This window comes from Pseudomonas sp. FSL R10-0056, from assembly GCF_009600105.1.
In the GTDB taxonomy this organism is placed as follows: Bacteria; Pseudomonadota; Gammaproteobacteria; order Pseudomonadales; family Pseudomonadaceae; genus Aquipseudomonas; species Aquipseudomonas bubulae.
This window is the reverse complement of sequence record NZ_WIWL01000133.1, coordinates 13,716-33,739: the sequence shown is the minus strand read 5'-3', so window position 1 is coordinate 33,739 and position 20,024 is coordinate 13,716. Positions and strand designations below refer to the sequence as shown.

General features: G+C 52.6%; 11 protein-coding genes, 1 tRNA gene and 1 pseudogene. 7 read left to right on the top strand and 6 right to left on the bottom strand.

What is annotated here, in order from left to right; genetic code table 11:
- The first annotated feature begins 204 nt into the window (after positions 1-204).
- Genes GHO42_RS07235 through GHO42_RS07225 form a run of 3 tightly spaced genes read left to right on the top strand, consistent with a single transcriptional unit; the run spans position 205 to position 5,901 of the window.
- Positions 205-2,403, top strand: coding sequence for a TerB N-terminal domain-containing protein (locus tag GHO42_RS07235; protein WP_153326120.1), 2,199 nt, complete (start codon positions 205-207; stop codon positions 2,401-2,403).
- On the top strand, positions 2,400-3,695 hold the full coding sequence (locus GHO42_RS07230; RefSeq protein WP_153326118.1) for an ATP-binding protein: 1,296 nt from the start codon (positions 2,400-2,402) through the stop codon (positions 3,693-3,695). Before GHO42_RS07235 ends, GHO42_RS07230 begins: the two co-directional genes overlap by 4 nt.
- Before the next feature lie 43 nt (positions 3,696-3,738).
- Positions 3,739-5,901 carry a DEAD/DEAH box helicase gene (locus GHO42_RS07225; protein ID WP_368668062.1) on the top strand — a complete coding sequence of 721 codons (2,163 nt, stop codon included), beginning with the start codon at positions 3,739-3,741 and terminating at the stop codon, positions 5,899-5,901.
- A gap of 74 nt (positions 5,902-5,975) precedes the next feature.
- Here the strand turns inward: GHO42_RS07225 and GHO42_RS07220 are convergent, their stop codons facing one another.
- The 3 genes from GHO42_RS07220 to GHO42_RS07210 all read right to left on the bottom strand — a co-directional run bounded on the left by GHO42_RS07220 (position 5,976) and on the right by GHO42_RS07210 (position 8,061).
- Positions 5,976-6,650 (bottom strand): hypothetical protein, encoded by a 675-nt coding sequence (locus GHO42_RS07220; protein ID WP_153326113.1) that lies wholly within the window; start codon positions 6,648-6,650, stop codon positions 5,976-5,978.
- A 73-nt stretch (positions 6,651-6,723) separates the two neighbouring features.
- Positions 6,724-6,799: transfer RNA gene (locus GHO42_RS07215), tRNA-Asn, on the bottom strand.
- 65 nt (positions 6,800-6,864) lie between these two features.
- Complete coding sequence (locus GHO42_RS07210) at positions 6,865-8,061, bottom strand: amino acid aminotransferase (protein WP_095023547.1); 1,197 nt, start codon at positions 8,059-8,061, stop codon at positions 6,865-6,867.
- A 323-nt stretch (positions 8,062-8,384) separates the two neighbouring features.
- On the opposite strand from GHO42_RS07210, the gene uvrB reads away from it, so the two are divergent.
- On the top strand, positions 8,385-10,400 hold the full coding sequence (gene uvrB, locus GHO42_RS07205) for an excinuclease ABC subunit UvrB (protein WP_153326111.1): 2,016 nt from the start codon (positions 8,385-8,387) through the stop codon (positions 10,398-10,400).
- 113 nt (positions 10,401-10,513) lie between these two features.
- Here uvrB and GHO42_RS07200 read toward each other — a convergent pair whose 3' ends face one another.
- Complete coding sequence (locus tag GHO42_RS07200; RefSeq protein ID WP_095024768.1) at positions 10,514-10,936, bottom strand: RidA family protein; 423 nt, start codon at positions 10,934-10,936, stop codon at positions 10,514-10,516.
- Between the two features lie 146 nt (positions 10,937-11,082).
- Here GHO42_RS07200 and GHO42_RS07195 point away from each other — a divergent pair, with 146 nt between their 5' ends.
- A complete protein-coding gene (locus tag GHO42_RS07195) occupies positions 11,083-12,234 on the top strand; it encodes an MFS transporter (RefSeq protein WP_153384140.1) in 1,152 nt (383 codons plus the stop codon).
- Between the two features lie 114 nt (positions 12,235-12,348).
- Here GHO42_RS07195 and GHO42_RS07190 read toward each other — a convergent pair.
- Positions 12,349-14,088, bottom strand: a pseudogene (locus GHO42_RS07190) (TonB-dependent receptor family protein); the annotation flags it as partial.
- 46 nt (positions 14,089-14,134) lie between these two features.
- On the opposite strand from GHO42_RS07190, the gene GHO42_RS07185 reads away from it, so the two are divergent.
- Together GHO42_RS07185 and GHO42_RS07180 are read left to right on the top strand one after the other, a co-directional pair.
- Entirely contained in the window at positions 14,135-15,808 is a 1,674-nt protein-coding gene (locus GHO42_RS07185; protein WP_017736445.1) for a recombinase family protein, read from the top strand.
- 522 nt (positions 15,809-16,330) lie between these two features.
- Positions 16,331-18,169, top strand: coding sequence for a hypothetical protein (locus GHO42_RS07180; protein WP_153326109.1), 1,839 nt, complete (start codon positions 16,331-16,333; stop codon positions 18,167-18,169).
- A gap of 58 nt (positions 18,170-18,227) precedes the next feature.
- Here the strand turns inward: GHO42_RS07180 and GHO42_RS07175 are convergent, their stop codons facing one another.
- Positions 18,228-19,856: a methyl-accepting chemotaxis protein gene (locus GHO42_RS07175; protein WP_153326107.1), complete on the bottom strand. Its 1,629-nt coding sequence runs from the start codon at positions 19,854-19,856 to the stop codon at positions 18,228-18,230.
- Positions 19,857-20,024 lie beyond the last annotated feature (168 nt).

Genomic DNA, 20,024 nt, shown 5'->3' with positions numbered 1-20,024 from the left:
CACTTATTGCCCAGGCCACCGCAGGGCAAAATATCGAAAATCATCAGTTTTCTGCCCACGCCAGCTCTGAGATCTACCCCACCCCAGCCTTGAACACTTGGTCATAGTCGAATAAATAGAGATACTGCCGATAAGCCATCATCCTGGCCTCAAGATTCAATTGCTCTCTGGACAGTTACCAGCAGCCCATTTGAGAACATCCCAATGGCAAGCACTTCCAGCTCTGATTTCTTCACAATCAATCTAGGCACTCGCCCTGACAAGGCATTCAGAATCCCCCCGCCACCGATTCAAGAAGCGCAGGATTGCTCAATCCAGCTCCCTCCCGGCCTTGCTGGGCCTAACGTCGCCGCACGCTGGTTAAAGAAAGGGCAAACACTTTCGGTAGGCAAGTTCCTGATCCCCGGAGGACTGATCTACACCACCTTATGCGTTGATCCCCGTGCGGGGCTGTATGAGCCTTCTCTAATAAATACCTTGCTCAAGCTTTCATCTGACGAGGTCGACTCCTCCTTATCACTGATGACCTATTGGCCTGATTACAAGTCCATTTCTGCACAAGCGCGCCGGGGATATGTGCAATGGTTGGCAGGCGGCCGTTGTGATCCGCGCGCTGATATCGGTTATGTGTTTTTATTTTTCTACGGCCTGGAGCGGCGCGCCCTGATCGACGCGGGCGAAGATCAAGACGCCATTGCCGATCTGTCGGATATCGTTGAAGAAGTCGAGCGACTTCTCGGTATCTACGGTTCAAATAGCTCACTGCGAGGCTATGCAGAAGGTTTTCTCGATTATCTTTGCTCTTCAAGCATCGACGACAACCTGTATTTAAAGCCCCCTGCGGTGACCACGGCAATACGATCCAGTATGTCGATTGGCCTGAGAGCCGGTTTAGGGCAAATGGCTATGCATCAACATCCCGTTAATGCGCAATGGGCTATTGCCTGGGCACTGTCAGACCCCGACATCATCAGGCGCACACCGGCAACGCGTTGCCCCGATTTACTGAGCAAACTTTTTATAACGGAATATGAACGGATATACCCGCAGGGCATTCTGCTGAGCCACAACAAAACCAGGCTCAAACATGCTTACCGGGCAGCTTCTAGAGTGGTGGGTGCAGCGGTGATAAGCATGGGTGATATTCCCGACGTCTCGGCCAGCGCGCTGAATCGCAAGAAACTTCAGTTTTTGCTCGATCGCTGTTCCAGCGACCTGGACGCCTATAGCCGTTTTATTGGGCGTTACCCCGACCACACGCAAAAGCTGGAGGGCTTGCTGCAATTACCCGTTTCACTGTGGCCAGCAACCTTGCGCGATGAGCTGGGAAGCCTAAAAACCAGGATAGAGGATGACCTCGAGGTCATGACCTTTATAGAGCTGGGTAAACGCTTCAATAGTAACGGTGTTTTGTCCCGCCCCCTGCTTATGGCCATGGCTCGGGCATTAGAATCACTGCAAATAGGCATGGAACCAGACGTGTTGGCTGGCAGCAGAATGCCCAAACCCGATGATTGTATTGCCCTCTTTGTCACGCAACCTGACGATGGCGTGCTCCGGGCGACACCTGCTTTTAACGCTGCATGCCTGACACTTGATCTGGCTAGCGCAGTAACCGTTGCAGACGGAGAGATATCGGCAGAAGAAGTCTCACTGCTGTTGAGCCAGATTGATGCCTGGCAACACTTGAGTATTGCTCAGCGCAAACGCCTTAAAGCCCATCTTGGCATTCAACTGCATCAACCCCCCACACTAGCAAGCCTCAAGAGCAGGCTCGAGCCTTTATCCATCACTGAGAAGGAGACCATTGCTCACTTCCTTGCCAGCCTTGCGCAAGCAGACGGGTCTGTCAGTTGCGAAGAAGTCAAACTGCTGGAGCGCATTTACAAAACACTTCAGCTAGATCCAATGACGCTTTACGGCAACCTGCATGTTGCCACTGCACCACGAGCGTTCTCGGAGCACTTCGGCGTTCCTTTGACCACGCCTGTACTTGAATCGATGCCTGAAGTCGGCGGCATAGTGCTTAATCTGGATCGTATTGCTCTGCTGCAGCGGGAAACCGAAGCAGTCTCAGCATTACTGGCTAAAGTGTTTATTGAAGACTCTGCCCTCGAACCTGAACCAGAGCCCACTGCCCTTGTGATCGAAGTGCAGGCTGATGCTGTTGCAATTATCCCCGGGTTGGAGGGTGAGCATCTCGCCTTTCTAAGGCTGTTGCTCTCGCGCCCCCAGTGGAGTCGTTCTGAGCTGCAAGACACCGCGAGCGACATGGATCTGATGCTCGACGGGGCTTTGGAACACATCAACGAACTTGCCTTTGAACACTTCGACATGCCCGTTACCGAAGGTGAAGAGCCCGTCGAAATCAACCCGGACATTTTGGAAAAATTGGCCCTATGAGCACTATTCGAACAAAAGATCGCGATGCGCTTATTCAATCACTGCGCGCAGGGGTTGTGCCGCGTGTGGGCCAACACCTTATCCAGGTTGGCCGCGCAGGCGAACTGGATGCGCTGCTCAAAGATGTGGATCGCTTGGCAGACGGTGGTGCTGCATTTCGTGTTGTGATAGGCGAATACGGTGCGGGCAAGACCTTTTTCTTGAACCTGGTTCGTGCAATTGCCATGGAGCGCAAGCTGGTCACGATGCATGCAGACTTGAACCCGGACCGCCGCTTGCATGCCAGCGGCGGGCAGGCCCGGTCGCTTTATGCCGAGTTGGCGAAAAACATGTCCACACGTACAAAGCCTGACGGTGGAGCAATGCAAGGTATCGTCGAAAAATTCATATCCCAGGCGAAAGCAGAGGCTAAGACATCGGGTAAAAGTACCGAAAACGTAATCCAGGTACGCCTCAATGAGCTGACTGAAATGGTCAACGGGTATGACTTTGCGCACGTGATCGCAGCTTACTGCCGGGGCTTTGACGAGGGCAACGAGCAACTCAAGGCCGATGCCATTCGCTGGTTAAGGGGTGAATTTACAACAAAGACCGATGCGCGAGCAGCGCTCGGCGTTCGGACCATTATTGACGACGCCTCGGTCTATGATCAGCTCAAACTGCTTTCCAGATTCGTACGCCTGGCCGGGTATGCCGGGCTGATGGTTTGCCTTGATGAACTGGTCAATCTCTACAAGCTGGCAAACACCCAAGCCCGTAACGCCAACTATGAACAAATCCTGCGTATTCTCAACGACTCCTTGCAAGGAGCTTCACAAGGGTTGGGTTTTGTTCTGGGAGGCACTCCTGAGTTCCTGATGGATACTCGTCGCGGGTTGTTCAGCTACCCTGCCCTGCAGTCACGGCTGGCGGAGAACTCCTTTGCCAAAAGCGGACTGATTGACCTCTCAGGCCCGGTAATCCGCCTCACCAGTCTGACGCCTGAAGACTTTTACGTGTTACTGCAAAAGCTACGGCACGTCTATGCCTCGGGAGATCCGCAGAAGTACTTGCTCCCCGACGAAGCACTGCCAAAATTCATGACACACTGTAATCAGCGTCTTGGGGAAGCTTACTTTCGTACCCCACGCACAACGATCACTGCATTTATCAACCTGCTGGCAATCCTTGAGCAGAACCCTGGTTCTGATTGGCGCGAACTGATTGGCAGTGTTGACGTGGCAAAAGACACCGGTGGAGCGTCAGACCTGACTGTGGAGCAGGATGATGAACTTGCCACCTTCGAGCTCTGAGTCCTCCTCTTTCAGCCTTCTCGACTCCAGGATTAAACGCTGGATCTGGGCTGAAGGCTGGACATCGCTAAGGGATGCCCAAGAGCAAGCTATAGCTGCTCTGGTAGGCGCTGATCAAGATGTCATCATTGCTGCAGCCACTGCGGCGGGTAAAACCGAGGCTGCTTTCCTACCTATTCTGACGCACCTGCTCAATCATCCCGATATACCCGGAGCCGTGCTGTATATCAGCCCCCTCAAAGCCCTGATTAACGATCAATGGGAGCGCCTGGGTCGTCTGTGCGAGCAACTGGACATCCCGGTAACTGCCTGGCACGGAGACATTTCGGCGAACAAGAAACATCGATTCCTGAAATCGCCTGAAGGTGTTTTGCTCATCACGCCAGAATCGCTGGAAGCTCTTTTCGTGAACCGTGGTTCCAACATGGGCGCCCTATTCAAAAATCTGCGTTACATCGTCGTTGACGAATTACATGCGTTTATAGGCAGTGAGCGCGGCAAACAACTGCAATCACTGATGCACCGTGTAGAACTTGTCGTCGGTCGACACTTGCCGAGAGTGGGCCTGTCGGCAACGCTGGGTGATATGAAGATGGCCAGCAACTTTCTTTGCCCTCGGCGTGCCGAGGGGGTCACGGTCATTGAATCCAAAAACGCGGGGCAGACGCTGCAGATCCAGGTTAAAGGCTATATCCAGCTACCCATGTGCAAGTTGCTCGAAGGCCGGGATAAACTTGAATCGGCCTCTGATGATGAGCCTGAAGATCAGCACTCCCCTGACTTCGCAATCGCCGAGCATCTTTACAAGGTGCTCAGGGGCAGTAACAACTTGGTATTCCCCAATAGCCGTACCCAGGTTGAGTCTTTCGCTGATCGACTTAGACGATGTTGTGAGCGCGATGCCGTACCCAATGAGTTCTGGCCTCACCACGGCAGCCTGTCCAAAGATCTGCGCGAACAAGCCGAGCACGCTTTGAAATCCGGGGAGTTTCCCGCAACAGGGATCTGCACATCGACCCTTGAGCTGGGCATCGATATTGGCTCAATCAAGAATGTCGTGCAGATTGGCTGCCCGCCCTCTGTAGCCAGCCTGCGTCAACGCCTGGGGCGCTCCGGCAGGCGCCCGGGCGAACCTGCTATTTTGCGGGCTTACTGCAAAGAACAGCCGTTAACAGCCAGCTCCGACCTTTCAGATCGATTACGCCAGGGGCTTGTACAGACCATTGCCATGATTCGCCTGCTCACACAATCATGGTTCGAACCTCCGCGTACTCAAGGTGTGCATGCGTCCACATTCGTTCAGCAATGCCTTTCCATCATTGCTCAATGCGGGGGGGCCACTGCCCCCGAGCTATGGAGGCGCCTGGTTGCAGACGGTGCGTTCACCCGGATTGAAAAGGCAGACTTTGTTGAACTGCTGAAAAACCTTGGTGCAAAAGAACTTATCACCCAGGAAAGTTCAGGCCTGTTGCTGCCGGGAGTCATTGGCGAGCGATTGATCAACCATTATGAGTTTTACAGCGCCTTCAGCAGTGATGAGGAGTTTCGTCTGGTGTGTGCAGGCAAGCCTTTGGGTGCGTTACCGGTGAGCCGTCCGCTGGCCAAGGATCAGCGAATCATCTTCGGCGGGCGTCGCTGGCAAGTTCAGGACGTTGACCTTGAGGCCAAGATCATTACCGTTTCGCCCTCACGGGGTGGTGCTCCCCCCTATTTTGAAGGGCTGGGTGCAATGATTCATGATCGGGTGCGCCAAGAAATGCGCGCACTGCTGGCTGAAAGCACCCCGTGCCCTTTTATTGATCGCACGGCCCAGGCGTTACTGGACGAAGCACGCCAGACTTTTGCTGCGCTTGGGCTGTCGCAGCGACATATCCTGCTGACAGGCGACACATGCCAGATCGTAAGCTGGCTGGGTGATCACGCCAATGACGCCCTGTGCTTGCTGCTTAATCACGTAGGGCTGCGTTGTGAGGGGGACGGTTTATTGATTTCGACCAACGCCAAGAGCGACAAGATGATGTGGGCACTTGAACAGGTTGCAGCGCTGGACGCCAGCGACCTGAAAACGTTGCTGGCCGATGTTGAGAATATGCGACGAGAAAAATGGGACTGGGCACTGCCTGAGTCGCTGCTGGTAAAGTCTTATGCTTCCATCTCTCTGGATATCGGGACGGCCATAGCCTTTGCAAAGGCTCAAACTCTTTGACTGGCACATCAGCAGGCCGTTAGCGGCCTGCACACAAAGCCGGACATGGGGCTTTTAAACGCCAAAACATCATACTAAAACTGCTTCAGGGCCCGTCTCAGCATCCTCTTGTTGCTGGCAATACGATCTGCCAAATCAAACCATTGATCACGCTCTTTGCCTTCCAGCTTTTCCCATCTCCCAGAAACACGAGTATAAATATCCGCGTCATCCGGTATATCTACAGTCTTTAAAATCCGTTGCTGAGAAGTACCGAAAAGCCTCTTGATGAGCGTCGGCGGCATGACAATATCGGCGCTCGAAACCTCGAAAGACAAAGCCATGACCCACTCTTTTGTGGAAAAAGTTCCCAAAAGCAACTGCTGCACGTCTGCGGGTGCCCCGGGAGATACCCAAATTGATTTCTCCTTTCCGTCCATCAAATCAACCAGAAACTTGGGAAGTCCACTTCTCACGGGCGGATAGGGCAGTAACTGTCGACGGGCCAACTTGTGAAGCAATCTTTTGCCAGACAGCCGATGAGAAATCAGGCATTTCTCATGCCTGCGAATAGTCTCGAGAAAAATCCTGTTATCTCTTTCGATCCCCAAATGCAGCAAGCCAAAAATAATCACCAATGCCGCAAACCCGCTTGCCCACCCGGCATACAGGCTGGAGTCCTCATCGCTGCTCACAAGGTACGGGGTCAAACAGACTAAAGCCGCAGCCAACAGACTGCCTAAAAGGAAATACTTGAGTTTGTAATACATACACCCCTCCACCCGCCCATTGCCAAATTTCAGGCAAAAAAAAGCCGCTATCGCTAGCGGCTTTTTTACTATCTGGCTCCACGACCTGGACTCGAACCAGGGACCCAATGATTAACAGTCATTTGCTCTACCAACTGAGCTATCGCGGAATTGCGTCTATCTTACTGATATAAAAAGAGAAGTCAACACTTTTGCTGACTTCTCCCTGCATTATTCAGATGACCTGAACAATGGCGTCGGTTACCGCCTCAATGTTGCGCTGGTTCAAAGAAGCCACGCAGATTCGGCCGGTATCAAGGGCATAAATACCGAATTCGGTACGCAGACGCGTTACTTGTTCAACGGTCAGACCGGAGTACGAGAACATGCCACGCTGACGTGCAACAAAGCTGAAGTCATGCCCAGGAGCCTTTTTCGACAGCAGCTCAACCATTTGCAGACGCATGCCACGAATGCGCAGGCGCATTTCTGCCAGCTCGTCTTCCCACATCGCACGCAGCTCAGGGCTGTTAAGCACGGCTGCAGCAATGGTTGCACCGTGAGTCGGCGGGTTGGAGTAGTTGGTACGGATCACGCGCTTGACCTGGGACAGCACACGGGCGCTCTCTTCCTTCGATTCGGTGATGATCGACAGTGCACCGACACGCTCGCCGTACAGAGAAAACGACTTGGAGAACGAGCTGGAAACAAAGAAGCTCAGGCCCGAGCCGGCGAACAGGCGTACTGCTGCTGCGTCTTCGTCGATGCCGTCGCCAAAGCCCTGGTAGGCCATGTCCAGGAACGGGATCAGGCCTTTGGCCTTGACCACGTCCAGCACGTTCTGCCAGTCGGCCGGGGTCAGGTCGACACCGGTCGGGTTGTGGCAGCAAGCGTGCAGCACAACAATGGAGCCGGCGGGCAAGGCATTCAGATCTTCGAGCATGCCGGAACGGTTGACGTCATGGCTGGCGGCGTCGTAGTAACGGTAGTTCTGCACCGGAAAACCGGCGGCTTCAAACAGTGCACGGTGGTTTTCCCAGCTTGGATCGCTGATCGCGACTACTGCGCCTGGCTGCAGTTGCTTAAGGAAGTCAGCACCGATTTTCAGCGCGCCCGTACCGCCAACGGCTTGAGTGGTGATCACCCGGCCAGCTGCCAGCAACGGCGACTCGGCACCGAACAACAGCTTTTGCACGGCCTGGTCGTAGGCGGCAATACCATCGATCGGCAAATAACCGCGCGACGCGTGCTGGGCAACCCGGATCGTTTCGGCTTCGACAACGGCACGCAAGAGCGGAATTCGTCCCTCTTCGTTGCAGTAAACACCAACCCCCAGGTTCACTTTGCTGGTACGGGTATCGGCGTTGAATGCTTCGTTGAGGCCCAGGATAGGATCGCGTGGTGCCATTTCGACAGCGGAGAACAGGCTCATTATTACGGCGGCTCTGAATGGGGAATGGAGGGGGTGACAACGCTCCAGCCGATTGCACTAGAGCGGTGCACAAACGGGGAGCAAGTATAAGCCCGATCAGGATTCGGGCAACAGCCTATTGCCGGTTTTACCCAAGTATTTGAGTTTATTTTCAGGCCACTGGTCTAATTGCAATCTTTGCCGATATGCCCGTATCAGAGCTGTACCTTGAAACAGTCGGACATGACCTCCATATTTAGCCGTATCCTGTTTTTTCCTGCGGCCTGAGTCGCATGCACTTATAAAGGCTACTGCTTTTATAGAAGCAAACCCTGAGGTCCTTCATGCCCGATTTTCAGCTTGTTACCCGCTTCAAGCCCGCAGGCGATCAACCCGAAGCCATTCGCCAGATGATTGAAGGCATCGAAGCCGGCCTGTCGCACCAGACCCTGCTCGGGGTAACCGGTTCGGGCAAGACGTTCAGCATTGCCAACGTGATCGCCCATGTGAACCGCCCCACCCTGGTGCTGGCGCCCAATAAAACCCTGGCTGCCCAGCTGTACGGCGAGTTCAAGTCATTCTTCCCGAACAACGCGGTGGAGTACTTCGTCTCGTACTATGACTACTACCAGCCCGAAGCGTACGTGCCCTCCTCCGATACCTTTATCGAGAAGGATGCCTCGATCAACGACCATATCGAGCAGATGCGCCTGTCCGCAACCAAGGCCCTGCTGGAGCGCAAGGACGCGATCATCGTTACCACGGTGTCGTGCATTTATGGCCTGGGCAGCCCCGAGACCTATCTGAAGATGGTGTTGCACGTCGACCGTGGCGACAAGCTCGACCAGCGCGAGTTGCTGCGCCGCCTGGCCGATCTGCAATACACCCGCAACGATATGGACTTTGCCCGCGCCACCTTCCGCGTGCGCGGCGATGTGATCGACATCTATCCTGCCGAATCGGATCTGGAGGCGGTGCGCATCGAACTGTTCGATGATGAAGTCGAAAGCATCAGTGCCTTTGACCCGCTGACCGGCGAAGTCATCCGCAAGATGCCACGCTTTACCTTCTACCCCAAGAGCCACTATGTGACTCCGCGCGAAACCCTGCTCGACGCCGTGGAAGGGATCAAGGAAGAACTCAAGGAGCGGCTGGAGTACCTGCGGGCCAATAACAAGCTGGTCGAGGCCCAGCGCCTGGAACAGCGCACCCGCTTCGATCTGGAAATGATCATGGAGCTGGGTTACTGCAACGGCATCGAAAACTACTCGCGCTACCTTTCGGGCCGCGAGTCCGGGGCCCCGCCACCGACCCTGTTCGACTACCTGCCGGCCGACGCGCTGCTGGTGATCGACGAGTCTCACGTCAGCGTGCCGCAAGTGGGCGCCATGTACAAAGGCGACCGTTCACGTAAAGAGACCCTGGTGGAATATGGCTTCCGCCTGCCCTCGGCACTGGACAACCGGCCGATGCGTTTTGACGAATGGGAACGCATCAGCCCGCAGACCATTTTTGTTTCCGCCACCCCTGGCAACTACGAAGCCGAACATTCGGGCCGCGTGGTCGAGCAGGTGGTGCGCCCCACCGGCCTGGTCGATCCGCAGATCGAAGTGCGTCCGGCCCTCACCCAGGTCGACGATTTGCTCTCCGAGATTGCCAAGCGCGTGGCGCTGGAAGAGCGTGTGCTGGTCACCACCCTGACCAAACGCATGTCCGAAGACCTCACCGATTACCTGGCCGACCATGGCGTGCGGGTACGCTATCTGCACTCGGATATCGACACCGTGGAGCGCGTCGAAATCATCCGCGATCTGCGCCTGGGCGTATTTGACGTGCTGGTGGGGATCAACCTGCTGCGTGAAGGGCTGGACATGCCCGAGGTGTCGCTGGTGGCGATCCTGGACGCCGACAAGGAGGGCTTCCTGCGCTCCGAACGCTCGTTGATCCAGACCATTGGCCGGGCGGCACGTAACCTCAATGGCCGGGCGATTCTCTACGCTGACCGTATCACCGGCTCGATGGAGCGTGCCATCGGCGAGACCGAACGCCGGCGCGAGAAACAGATCGCTTTCAACCTCGCCAACGGCATTACGCCCAAAGGCGTGCTCAAGGATGTCGCGGATATCATGGAGGGTGCGGTAGTGCCGGGTTCGCGCAGCAAAAAGCGCAAAGGCATGGCCAAGGCCGCGGAAGAAAACGCCAAGTACGAGAACGAGCTGCGCTCGCCCAGCGAGATCAGCAAGCGCATTCGCCAACTGGAAGAAAAAATGTACGCCCTGGCCCGCGATCTCGAGTTCGAGGCGGCGGCGCAAATGCGCGACGAAATCGGCAAACTGCGCGAGCGGTTATTGCAGGTTTAACGCCCCACATTGTCCCTGTGGGAGCGGGCTTGCTCGCGATTGGATCGATGCGGTGTATCAGGTAAACCGCGCCGTTTCTATCGCGAGCAAGCCCGCTCCCACAGGGCAATCTCTCAGACGGCAACCGCCGCTACCGCCTCGACCTCAAACAACATCTCATCCAGCGCCAGGCGCGGCACCGGGATCAAGGTGCAGGCCGGGGCCGGCAGCTCCCCCCATACCCGCTTCACTTCGGCGCCCAAAATCTGTAAGCGCTCCAGGCTGTGATCCACGATCAATACGGTGATCTTGGCCACGTCCTTGATCTGTGCATCGGCCGCTGCCAGGGCGATCTGCAGGTTGGCAAAGGCCTGGCGCACCTGCTCGGCGAAGTCCGTCGACAGCTCACTGTCGGCGTTCTCGCCGCCCTGGCCGGCGGTGTACACCAGCCGCACATTCGCGGCCACACGGGCAACATGGGAGTAACCGTTGGGCGCAGGGTCATACAGCCCGACGGGGTTGAGCAACAGCACTGCGGAGTCAGAATTCTTGTCCATAAAATACGCACCAGTGGCAGTGGGATAAGCAAGCGCGCTATTCAACCACTCTCGCCAAGCCGTACGCCAGCGCCCTCGCGACACAGGCCGCAAATATGCAAGGATGTTACGCCGCAGCGCACCAAAGCCGTTTTCCAAGGATGACCATGACTGCCATCACCACCCAAATGCCCCTTGTGCCGGGGCGCCTCGAACAAATGTCGACCCGCATTGCCTTTTTCATCGCCGGTTTTGGCCTCGCCGCCTGGGCGCCACTGGTGCCCTACGCCAAAGCCCGTGCGGGACTGGACGAGGCCACTTTGGGCTTGTTATTGCTGTGCCTGGGCGCGGGCTCAATCCTGGCGATGCCCATTGCCGGCATCCTCGCCAGCCGTTATGGCTGCCGCCGGGTGCTGGTGGGCGGCACGCTGTTGATCTGCCTCGCGCTGCCACTGCTGGCGACGGTCAGTGCCATACCGCTACTGATCGCCACACTCTTCTTGTTTGGCGCTGGGCTCGGCGCCGTCGACTCCACCGTCAACTTGCAGGCCGTGATCGTCGAGCGTGCCAGCGGGCGCACCATGATGTCGGGTTTTCACGGGCTGTTCAGCGTCGGCGGGATTGCCGTCGCGGCCGGGGTCAGCGCCCTGCTGGCGCTGGGCCTGACGCCGCTGTGGGCGATTGTGGTGGTGATTGCATTGATCCTCGCAGCCCTGCTCAAGGCTGCTCCGCACCTGCTGCCTTATGGCAGCGAAAGCAACGGCCCGGCGTTTGCCGTGCCCCACGGCGTGGTGCTCTTTATCGGCTTGCTGTGCTTTACCGTGTTCCTGGCCGAAGGCGCAATGCTCGACTGGAGCGCCGTATTCCTGACCTCCGAGAAAGGCATTGGCGATGCCTATGCCGGTCTGGGTTATGCCGCGTTTGCCTTGACCATGACCGCGGGCCGACTGATGGGCGATACCATCGTCAAGCGTCTGGGTGCGCGGCTGGTGATTGTCCTGGGTGGGTTGTTTGCCGCCGCGGGCATGGCCCTGGCAACCCTGGCACCGAACTGGGAGTCAGCATTGCTCGGTTATGCGCTGGTGGGCGCAGGGTGTTCGAATATCGTGCCGGTGCTGTACACCGCCGTGGGCAAACAGACCGTAATGCCGGAACATATCGCCGTGCCAGCCATTACCACCCTGGGGTATGCGGGGATTCTGGCAGGGCCTGCGGCCATCGGCTTTATTGCCCATGCCAGCAGCCTGGGCGCGGCCTTTTTGCTGATCACCGCCATGCTCATAGCCGTAGCCATCAGCGGGCGGATTTTGCGGGTTTAGAGCGAGCCCCTCACCCCAGCCCTCTCCCGGCGGTAGAGGGGGCCGATGGGTGGTGTTGCACAAATTTGCTTCTGCTTTTAGTCCCCTCTCCCTCCGGGTGAGGGGGCTTTTGGCTTAAAAACCCACACTCGCCTGCACAAAGAACGTACGCGGCTCGCCCAGGTAAATCCCCGCGTTGTTGTCGCTGGAGCGGGTGTAGTACTCGTGGTTGAACAGGTTCTTGATCCCCGCTCCCACTTTCAGGTTTGACGCTTCAGGGCCGAAGTCGTAACCGACTCGGGTGCTCCAGGTCGCATACCCAGGAATATCGCCGTACTGGCCATCCGGGGTCGGATCAGTGATGTACACCCCGCCAGTGCCCGGCGCGTGCTGCTGGGACTGGGCAAACATGTCCAGGTTGTAGGTCCAGCGGTTGACCACGTAACGCGCCCCGAGGTTGACCACCTGGCGCGAATATAGCGGCAGATCACGCCCTTTGAAGTTGGGAATGTCACCCTCGGACGTCGCCTTGGTGTAGGTAAAGCCCGCATTGACCGACAGGCCGTCAAGGCGTGCGTCCAGTGCCGACATATCGTAGTGAACCGAGGTCTCGATACCCTGGTGCCTGGTCGCGCCCAGGTTGGTCCAGCCCACATCGTTGCTCACATATTGCAACTCGTCGGCAAAGTCGATGTAGAACAGCGTCACTTCACCGCCCCACACACCATTGTCGTAACGCGTACCCAGCTCATAGGTCTTGGCCTTTTCAGGACGCAAACCCGCTGCGGTCGCATCGCCGACACCGCCCTGGCCCAGCTGGAAGTACTGCAGGCTGCCGAACGAGGTCTCGTAGTTGGCAAACAGTTTCCACGCGTCCGACAGGTGATACATCACGCTCAGGGCCGGCAGTGCTTCGCTGCTGTCGATGCTGCGGTTTTTTTCCTGCACTGGTTTGCCGTTATTGCCCAGTACCGGGCGGTCGTGCCAGTTGGTGCTGATCCGCTCAAAGCGGATACCCGGGGTGACCGTCCAGTTGCCCACATCGATCTTGTCATCGATATAGAACGCGTTGGCCTCGGTGCCACCTGTGCGATCCTGATACACATGACCGTCTGCCCCGGGCCCCGGCACAGGCACGTTATTGACCAGGTACACCTGGCTGGCCTCTTCATGCATCGCCTCTTTGAGGTAGCGATAGCCCAGCCCCACTTCCTGCGTGACCGGCCCCAGGGTGAACACATGGGACACCCGCGGCTCGATACCGAAGGTGTGGTAACTGCGCGGATACGAAGCCAGGGTTTGCAGATTGCGGGCTGCAATGTTGCTGCCACGGAAGCTGTCGGTGTAATAGGTCAGGACTTCAAACTGGGTCTGGTCGTCGATCTGACGCAGGTACTTGAAGGACACATCCTTGCGTCGCCCGGTAAAGTTGTCGTAGTCACGCAGCGACTGGTACGGGTCAGCGTCAAACTGCTTTTGGGTCAGGCCACCGGGCATGTCCGCGGTGGCGTCGTAGTAGTGGAAATTGAGGGTGAAATCATCCTGGTCGGTGGGTGCCCAGTGGGTCTTGAGCAAGACGTCATCGATATCGTTGTCGTTGTTGCGCGCGCGATAGCCATCACCCTTGACTCCGGAATACAGCAATGCAGCACCGATACCGTTGTCCGCCGTGCCGCCGAGAAATGCCGATTCAATATGTTTCCAGCCACCACGCTCGGAGGTTTCCAGGGTTGTGCCGACCTCGCCCTGGAAGGTCTCGGGGATGGCCCGGGTCACAAAGTTGATCACCCCGCCCACGTTTTGCGGCCCGTAGCGCACCGAGCCGGCACCCCGCACCACGTCGATGCTGTCCAGGTTGCCCGATGACCACGGTAAGCTATTTTCTAATAAAATGAGATAGAACCTACCCGGAGCCGATTCAATGCCCAAGGCATACGCATACGTCAGATGGTCAACCGCCTCGCAAGGCGAAGAAGGCCGAGACAGCCACGACCGTCAAACCACCCCACTCCAAGCATTTACAGAGGTCACAGGCGTCCCCGTGGTCGAAACCGTTATCGACAAGGGGATCAGTGCATTCCGTGGTGCAAACGCCCGGATCGGCCAGTTAAAAGGGTTGTTGGACAGGATAGAGAGTGGAGAAATTGAGCATGGCGACTACATCATTGTCGAATCAATCGACCGACTAACCCGCCAGAAACTCACCGACTCCGTTGATCTAATCCAATCAATTCTCAAAAAAGGCGTGCGACTACACACCGTTTTCGACAACAAGACATATTCCTACGACGATCCAAGCCGCGACCTCGAAACCTTGATCCTAGTAGGTGTAATCGCAAAACGGGCACACGAAGAAAGCGACACCAAGAGCAAACGCCTGAAATCCGTGTGGGTAAAGAAGCGAGACACTGCAGAAACCAACGTTATAGGTAAACGATGCCCCTACGGCTTTCGCTTTGATGAACAAAGTCAATCTTTTATCATCGTTGAAGATGAAGCCCAAGAAATTCGCCAGATTTTCGACCTACTCAAACACGTTGGAGTATTGGAGAGCGTTAAGCAAGTAAATAAACATTCAAAACGCCGTTGGACTAGAACAGCAGTCCTTCAACTTATAAACAGCAAAAGCCCAATTGGCGTGCTACGTTTGCAACGACGCAACGAGAACGGCACCAAAGCGTTTGATCGTTATGTTCCCAATTATTTTCCAAAAATCATTGATGAAATAGAATTCAGTGCAGCCGTTGCTGCGATGAAAACCCGATTAAATGGGCGAAATTACGGACGTAGAACACCCCACCATTACAATATTTTCCGGCACTGCATCCAATGCGAAGAACATAAATGCGGGATGATTTTCAACTTACAAATATTAGGAACCGAGAAAAAACGCTACGCCTACCTTGTTTGCTCTAACAGAGCCGAACGAGTATGCGAATGTAGTAACAGAATTAGATTTGAGCTTGTTTTCGGCACATTCCTCGCTTTCGTTAGGCAATTATCGGAAAATCGTTACATTGACGAGCGGACAGACAAGAAGCGAAAAGACTTCACTTGGTTCAGCCAAGACCAATACAAGCAAATGGACACCGTAAACGACGCATTCAGCCGTTTCTTTTCCGTTCGTGATACTTCGGCACCAAAAGAAGAAATACGAGCCAAGAAAGCCAAGCTAACAACCGAAAAATCCACATTGGAGATGTTAGAGGCTTCGCTAGCTCAGTTTGACGGAATAATTCCAAATACATTTATCAGGCGTGTGGCCGATAGCGAAGCACGGATCACCGTGTTAGAAAGCGAGATCCAAAAACTTGAAGGCACGTTAGCAATCGAAGCGGAAACGCTCGAAATCACCACCTACGAAGACATAATAGCCCTATACGAAACAGAAGAAGGCCGATTGAAACTCAACACATTTTTCATCACCAGAGGAATCACCTTCGACGTTAAAATTGACAAAGAAACAAACCTCGTCGGCATGGACATTCGTATAAAAGGTGAAAAAGACTTTAATCTTTATACCCATCAATTTTTCAAACAAAAAGCTCCACTAACGCCATTTGGAATACCAGACCTTTCCCACATCATAAAATAAAATTAAGCCCCTCTAATAAACCGAAAATTGGAGGGGTTACACATTAACAATCCAAGGCGTTACACGTTAAAAACCAGAGCAAAAACAAAAGGCACCACGCTCTTAATCACCAGAATAGCTTTTGACTTTCTTCAAAAAAAACTTTTTTAAAAAAATCTCTCGCATAATGCACTCCCCCGCACACGCCTCATGTATACGCACGCACCCACACACGTCTTTAGTTATCTATATATAGATATCATATACACTAGATAACTATAATAAAGATTACTACACCGCACGCACATACCCAACCAACACCACTATACAAAACCACCCACACCATCATGCTTGATATACATTTTTTATGTGGTTCAATATATGCATATGGTTCAAGTTTTCAAAGAAGCCCTTAGAAACATACCAGCTATGTTAACCATCCCACTTTTGCTACGCAAAAGATGTGACGGTTAACGCAGGTGCCTAGTCGGCAGGACAGAAGCAAAAGCCAAGAGCAAAAACCAACCCACCACTGAGGATAAAATGAATGATACCAATTTGCAGATAATTACGCTGACTAAAAGAGACAGAAACTATTCCAACCTGAATGGGCTGGATAGCTCGTTGAAACACTCGCTTAGGCTGGACCAAAACGAGTATGACGACTTTGAATTCAACCCCAACCCACCGCACCCCAATATAGCCATTATTGGTGGTGTTGAACAGGTATTAACAAGGGAACTGGCAGAGCAATTGCTGGCCGACTTCAACGACCAACTACAAACCAAACTCAAAGCAACAGAAGCGACTGACGAGATAGCAGCAGAAAAAGAAAAGCTCCGAAAACTAAAATCGAAGCTGGTCAAATTCATCAACGCAACCGAACCCACCCAAATAAAAGAATACGTCACATCGGTAATGGAGGGAGAAAGGCCGTTGGTAGTCGGAGACTACGCCGCCCTACTCAATCAGCACAAAATCAGCCGTGTAGCTCAGCGTATCGACCTTCTAGAGAACTACACCACCAAAAAGCGAGAGATCGAGCAAAACGCACCAGATCGAGCCGTATCAAGGACGGTCAACAGGGTTAAAGAAATCATCCTTGTGATACCTGAACCCAATAAATTGGCAATCACAAAGGGATACACAGACCTTTTGCAGAAAGCCATGCACCAGTTCTATCAAAAGAATTTCCCCAACAACAAGATGCTTTTTTCATTCAGCCACTTGGACGAGACAACCAACCACGTTCACGCCTTCCTTGACCTTCAAAACACAAAGACCGGAAAATATGATTTTTCAGCCCAAGAATTTGAATTCGCATCACAATACTACGCGAAGAATAAAGCTCACCTTGATAATATATCCGAACCGCCAACATTAGAAGACTTCAAACTTCCCAACCGTAGCGAAGAAAAGCAAAACCATAGGTTTATCCGAGAACGCGAGTCATGGAAGTCAAAAGTAATGCAGGCGGCCTTTTACGAGCACTTTAACAGCTTAGCCGCTCCATATGGCTTACAAGCCAAATTCCTACCTAAAACCAAGGATAACAAAGAATTCCTAAGCAAGATTGAGCAGGAGGCCAAGAAGCCCAAGAGCGAGCGAAGCCATAACTATTACACCAGACAAGTAGAGAAACTTGAGCAGGAGCTTACACAGAAGAAAGAAGAGCTGACCGAGCAAAAAACGAATGTCGTCACTCTTAACACCACGATAAGCGAGCTTCAAAATACTGTTTCAACATACCAGAATAAAATCCAAAACTTAGAGATGCACGCCACAGAGCAGCAAAAAGAAAATGCGAAGCTCGACCACCATAGGCAAATACTGTCCGAGGACATAACCGAGAAGACGAACAAAACCGAACAGCTAAAGATAAATTTCAAATCCACCAAAGAAAAAATGACCAAAGAACTACGCGAGCTAAGGAAGAAAATAGAAGAGGATACCGAAAGAAAATCAGTATTAGAAAAAGCGATTAAGGTCTACGAGGAAGAGCTTGAACCATTAATCAAAAAATTTGACATTCTGGTTGATCGAATACTTGAAGCCAAAAGGCTTGATGAAAATCCAGAGCAATTCTATAAGAGATTAAGAGAAAACACATATAAAATGGCAAGCCGCTTGGATTCAGAGAAACGAAAGGATTACCTATTTAACGTTGGGGAACAACTAAAAGAACAAGGATTAGACCATGCCAAAGTGGAGTTAGGATTTACAGATAAAGTGAAACTTTTGGCATCCGACACGTTCACAAGAAAACAAGTTGTTGAGTTCGACAAGGAGGAAGCCCTGCAGGCGAAAGAAGCCAGAAAGAGAAGACTGCTAAAACTCAAGCCACCAAGCCCATTTCAAGACCCTTATGACCCATATAGCTAATTCATAAAAAAAGCCCCTAAAAGGGGCTTATAAATAATTTGCGAGCGTCATCTTGCTTTTAAAGCCTAAATTTTGAAACCATAGAATGCAAATCTACCGCAAGACGCGAAAGCTCTTGACTAGCCGCATTGGTTTGGTTAGCCCCCGCAGACGTTTGCATTGACAAATCCCTAATATTAACCAAATTTCTGTCAACTTCACGGGCAACCTGTGCCTGCTCTTCCGAAGCACTGGCAATAACCAAGTTTTTCTGGTTGATTGAGGTAATTGCTTCACTAATTACCTCAAGAGCATCATTAGCTTCCCGAGCAACCACTAACGTGCCATTAGCACGGTCTTGGCTCTCATTCATAGCATCAACTGCACGGCCTGTACCTGATTGAATACCTTCAATCATTTGTTCTATTTCAGCTGTCGATTGTTGGGTTCTATGAGCCAACGCACGTACCTCATCCGCTACAACAGCAAAGCCACGACCAGCATCGCCAGCCCTAGCAGCTTCGATGGCAGCATTAAGTGCCAGCAAGTTTGTTTGCTCAGCAATTGAGCGAATTACTACCAGTACTTGACTAATTTCACCGGCACTCTGTGCCAAAATTTTAACTTCAGACGAAGTATCAGAGATATTACCAACGAGTTTATTAATGGACTCCAAAGTCTGACTAACCTTTTCACGGCCTTGATAGGTGCTTTTATCAGCAGCTTTAGAATCATCGGCAGTATTTACAGCGTTACGAGCCACTTCCTCAACCGCCGCTGTCATCTCATTTACCGCTGTAGCGGCTTGGTCGATTTCTGCACTTTGCTGGTTGAGTCCTCGATTAGTATCCTCCGTCACCGCATGTAACTCTTCAGAAGCAGAAGCCAGCATATTTGATGATTCGGAGATTCTTTTAATCGTATCATGCAAGCTAATCTGCATTTTTTTCAATGCAATTAGCAGGTGTGCAGGCTCGTCAGAACCATTTATCTTGATTCGTTGAGTTAAATCACCATCGGCAATTCTATCTGCAACTACCACCGCTTCAGCCAAAGGAGAAACGATACTCCGAGTAAGAACCACCGCGATTACAATCATCAGTATCAAAATAATAATCAACGCGACAACAATCATGAAAACAGCAGCATTAAATACTTTATTTGTTTGATCAGCAGCATAAACAGCACCTTTCTTATTAAACTTAATCAACTGATTTAAAAAAACCATCATTTGATCAGCATCATCAGCCAAAGGTCCATTTGCCATCTTAATTTCGTCAGCCCTTTCAGGTGAAGACAAAACTCCTTCTAAAATCTGACGCTGAACAGAAAGGTACTTTTCGTATGAGGTTTTAAATTTCTCGAAAATCTGACGATCCTCAGAGTCATCTATTTCCTTTTCATAACCTTTCAAGCTCATAGCAACATCTTGGTTTATACTTCTAACCAGATCAACGGTAGTATTTAGTTCGGATTTCTCCTCCAACATCAACGTTCGTAAAGTCAGTGCTCTGGCTCGCCCTAAACTACTCCCAACCTCTCCCACAGCCTCGACTGCTGGCAACCACTCATTACGAATTTCGGCAGCTGCATCGTCCATTTGGTATGCTTGGAATAAAGCGATCCCTCCCATAACCAAAACGAGTAATGCGATAATTGTGAACCCAATACCGGCTCGACTACCAATGTTCATACTTCTAATATTCATCGACCGCTCCTAAACCCAAGACGTAATAAATCAGTACTTGCTGTATCGGCAAAAAAAATAATTTCTTGAATGAAAAAACTCATATCCTTCAGTCTAATTGATAGGCAGCATTGATTTTCAACACAAACCACAGTACAAACTCACCACTTACAGGCGGTAGTGTAATTT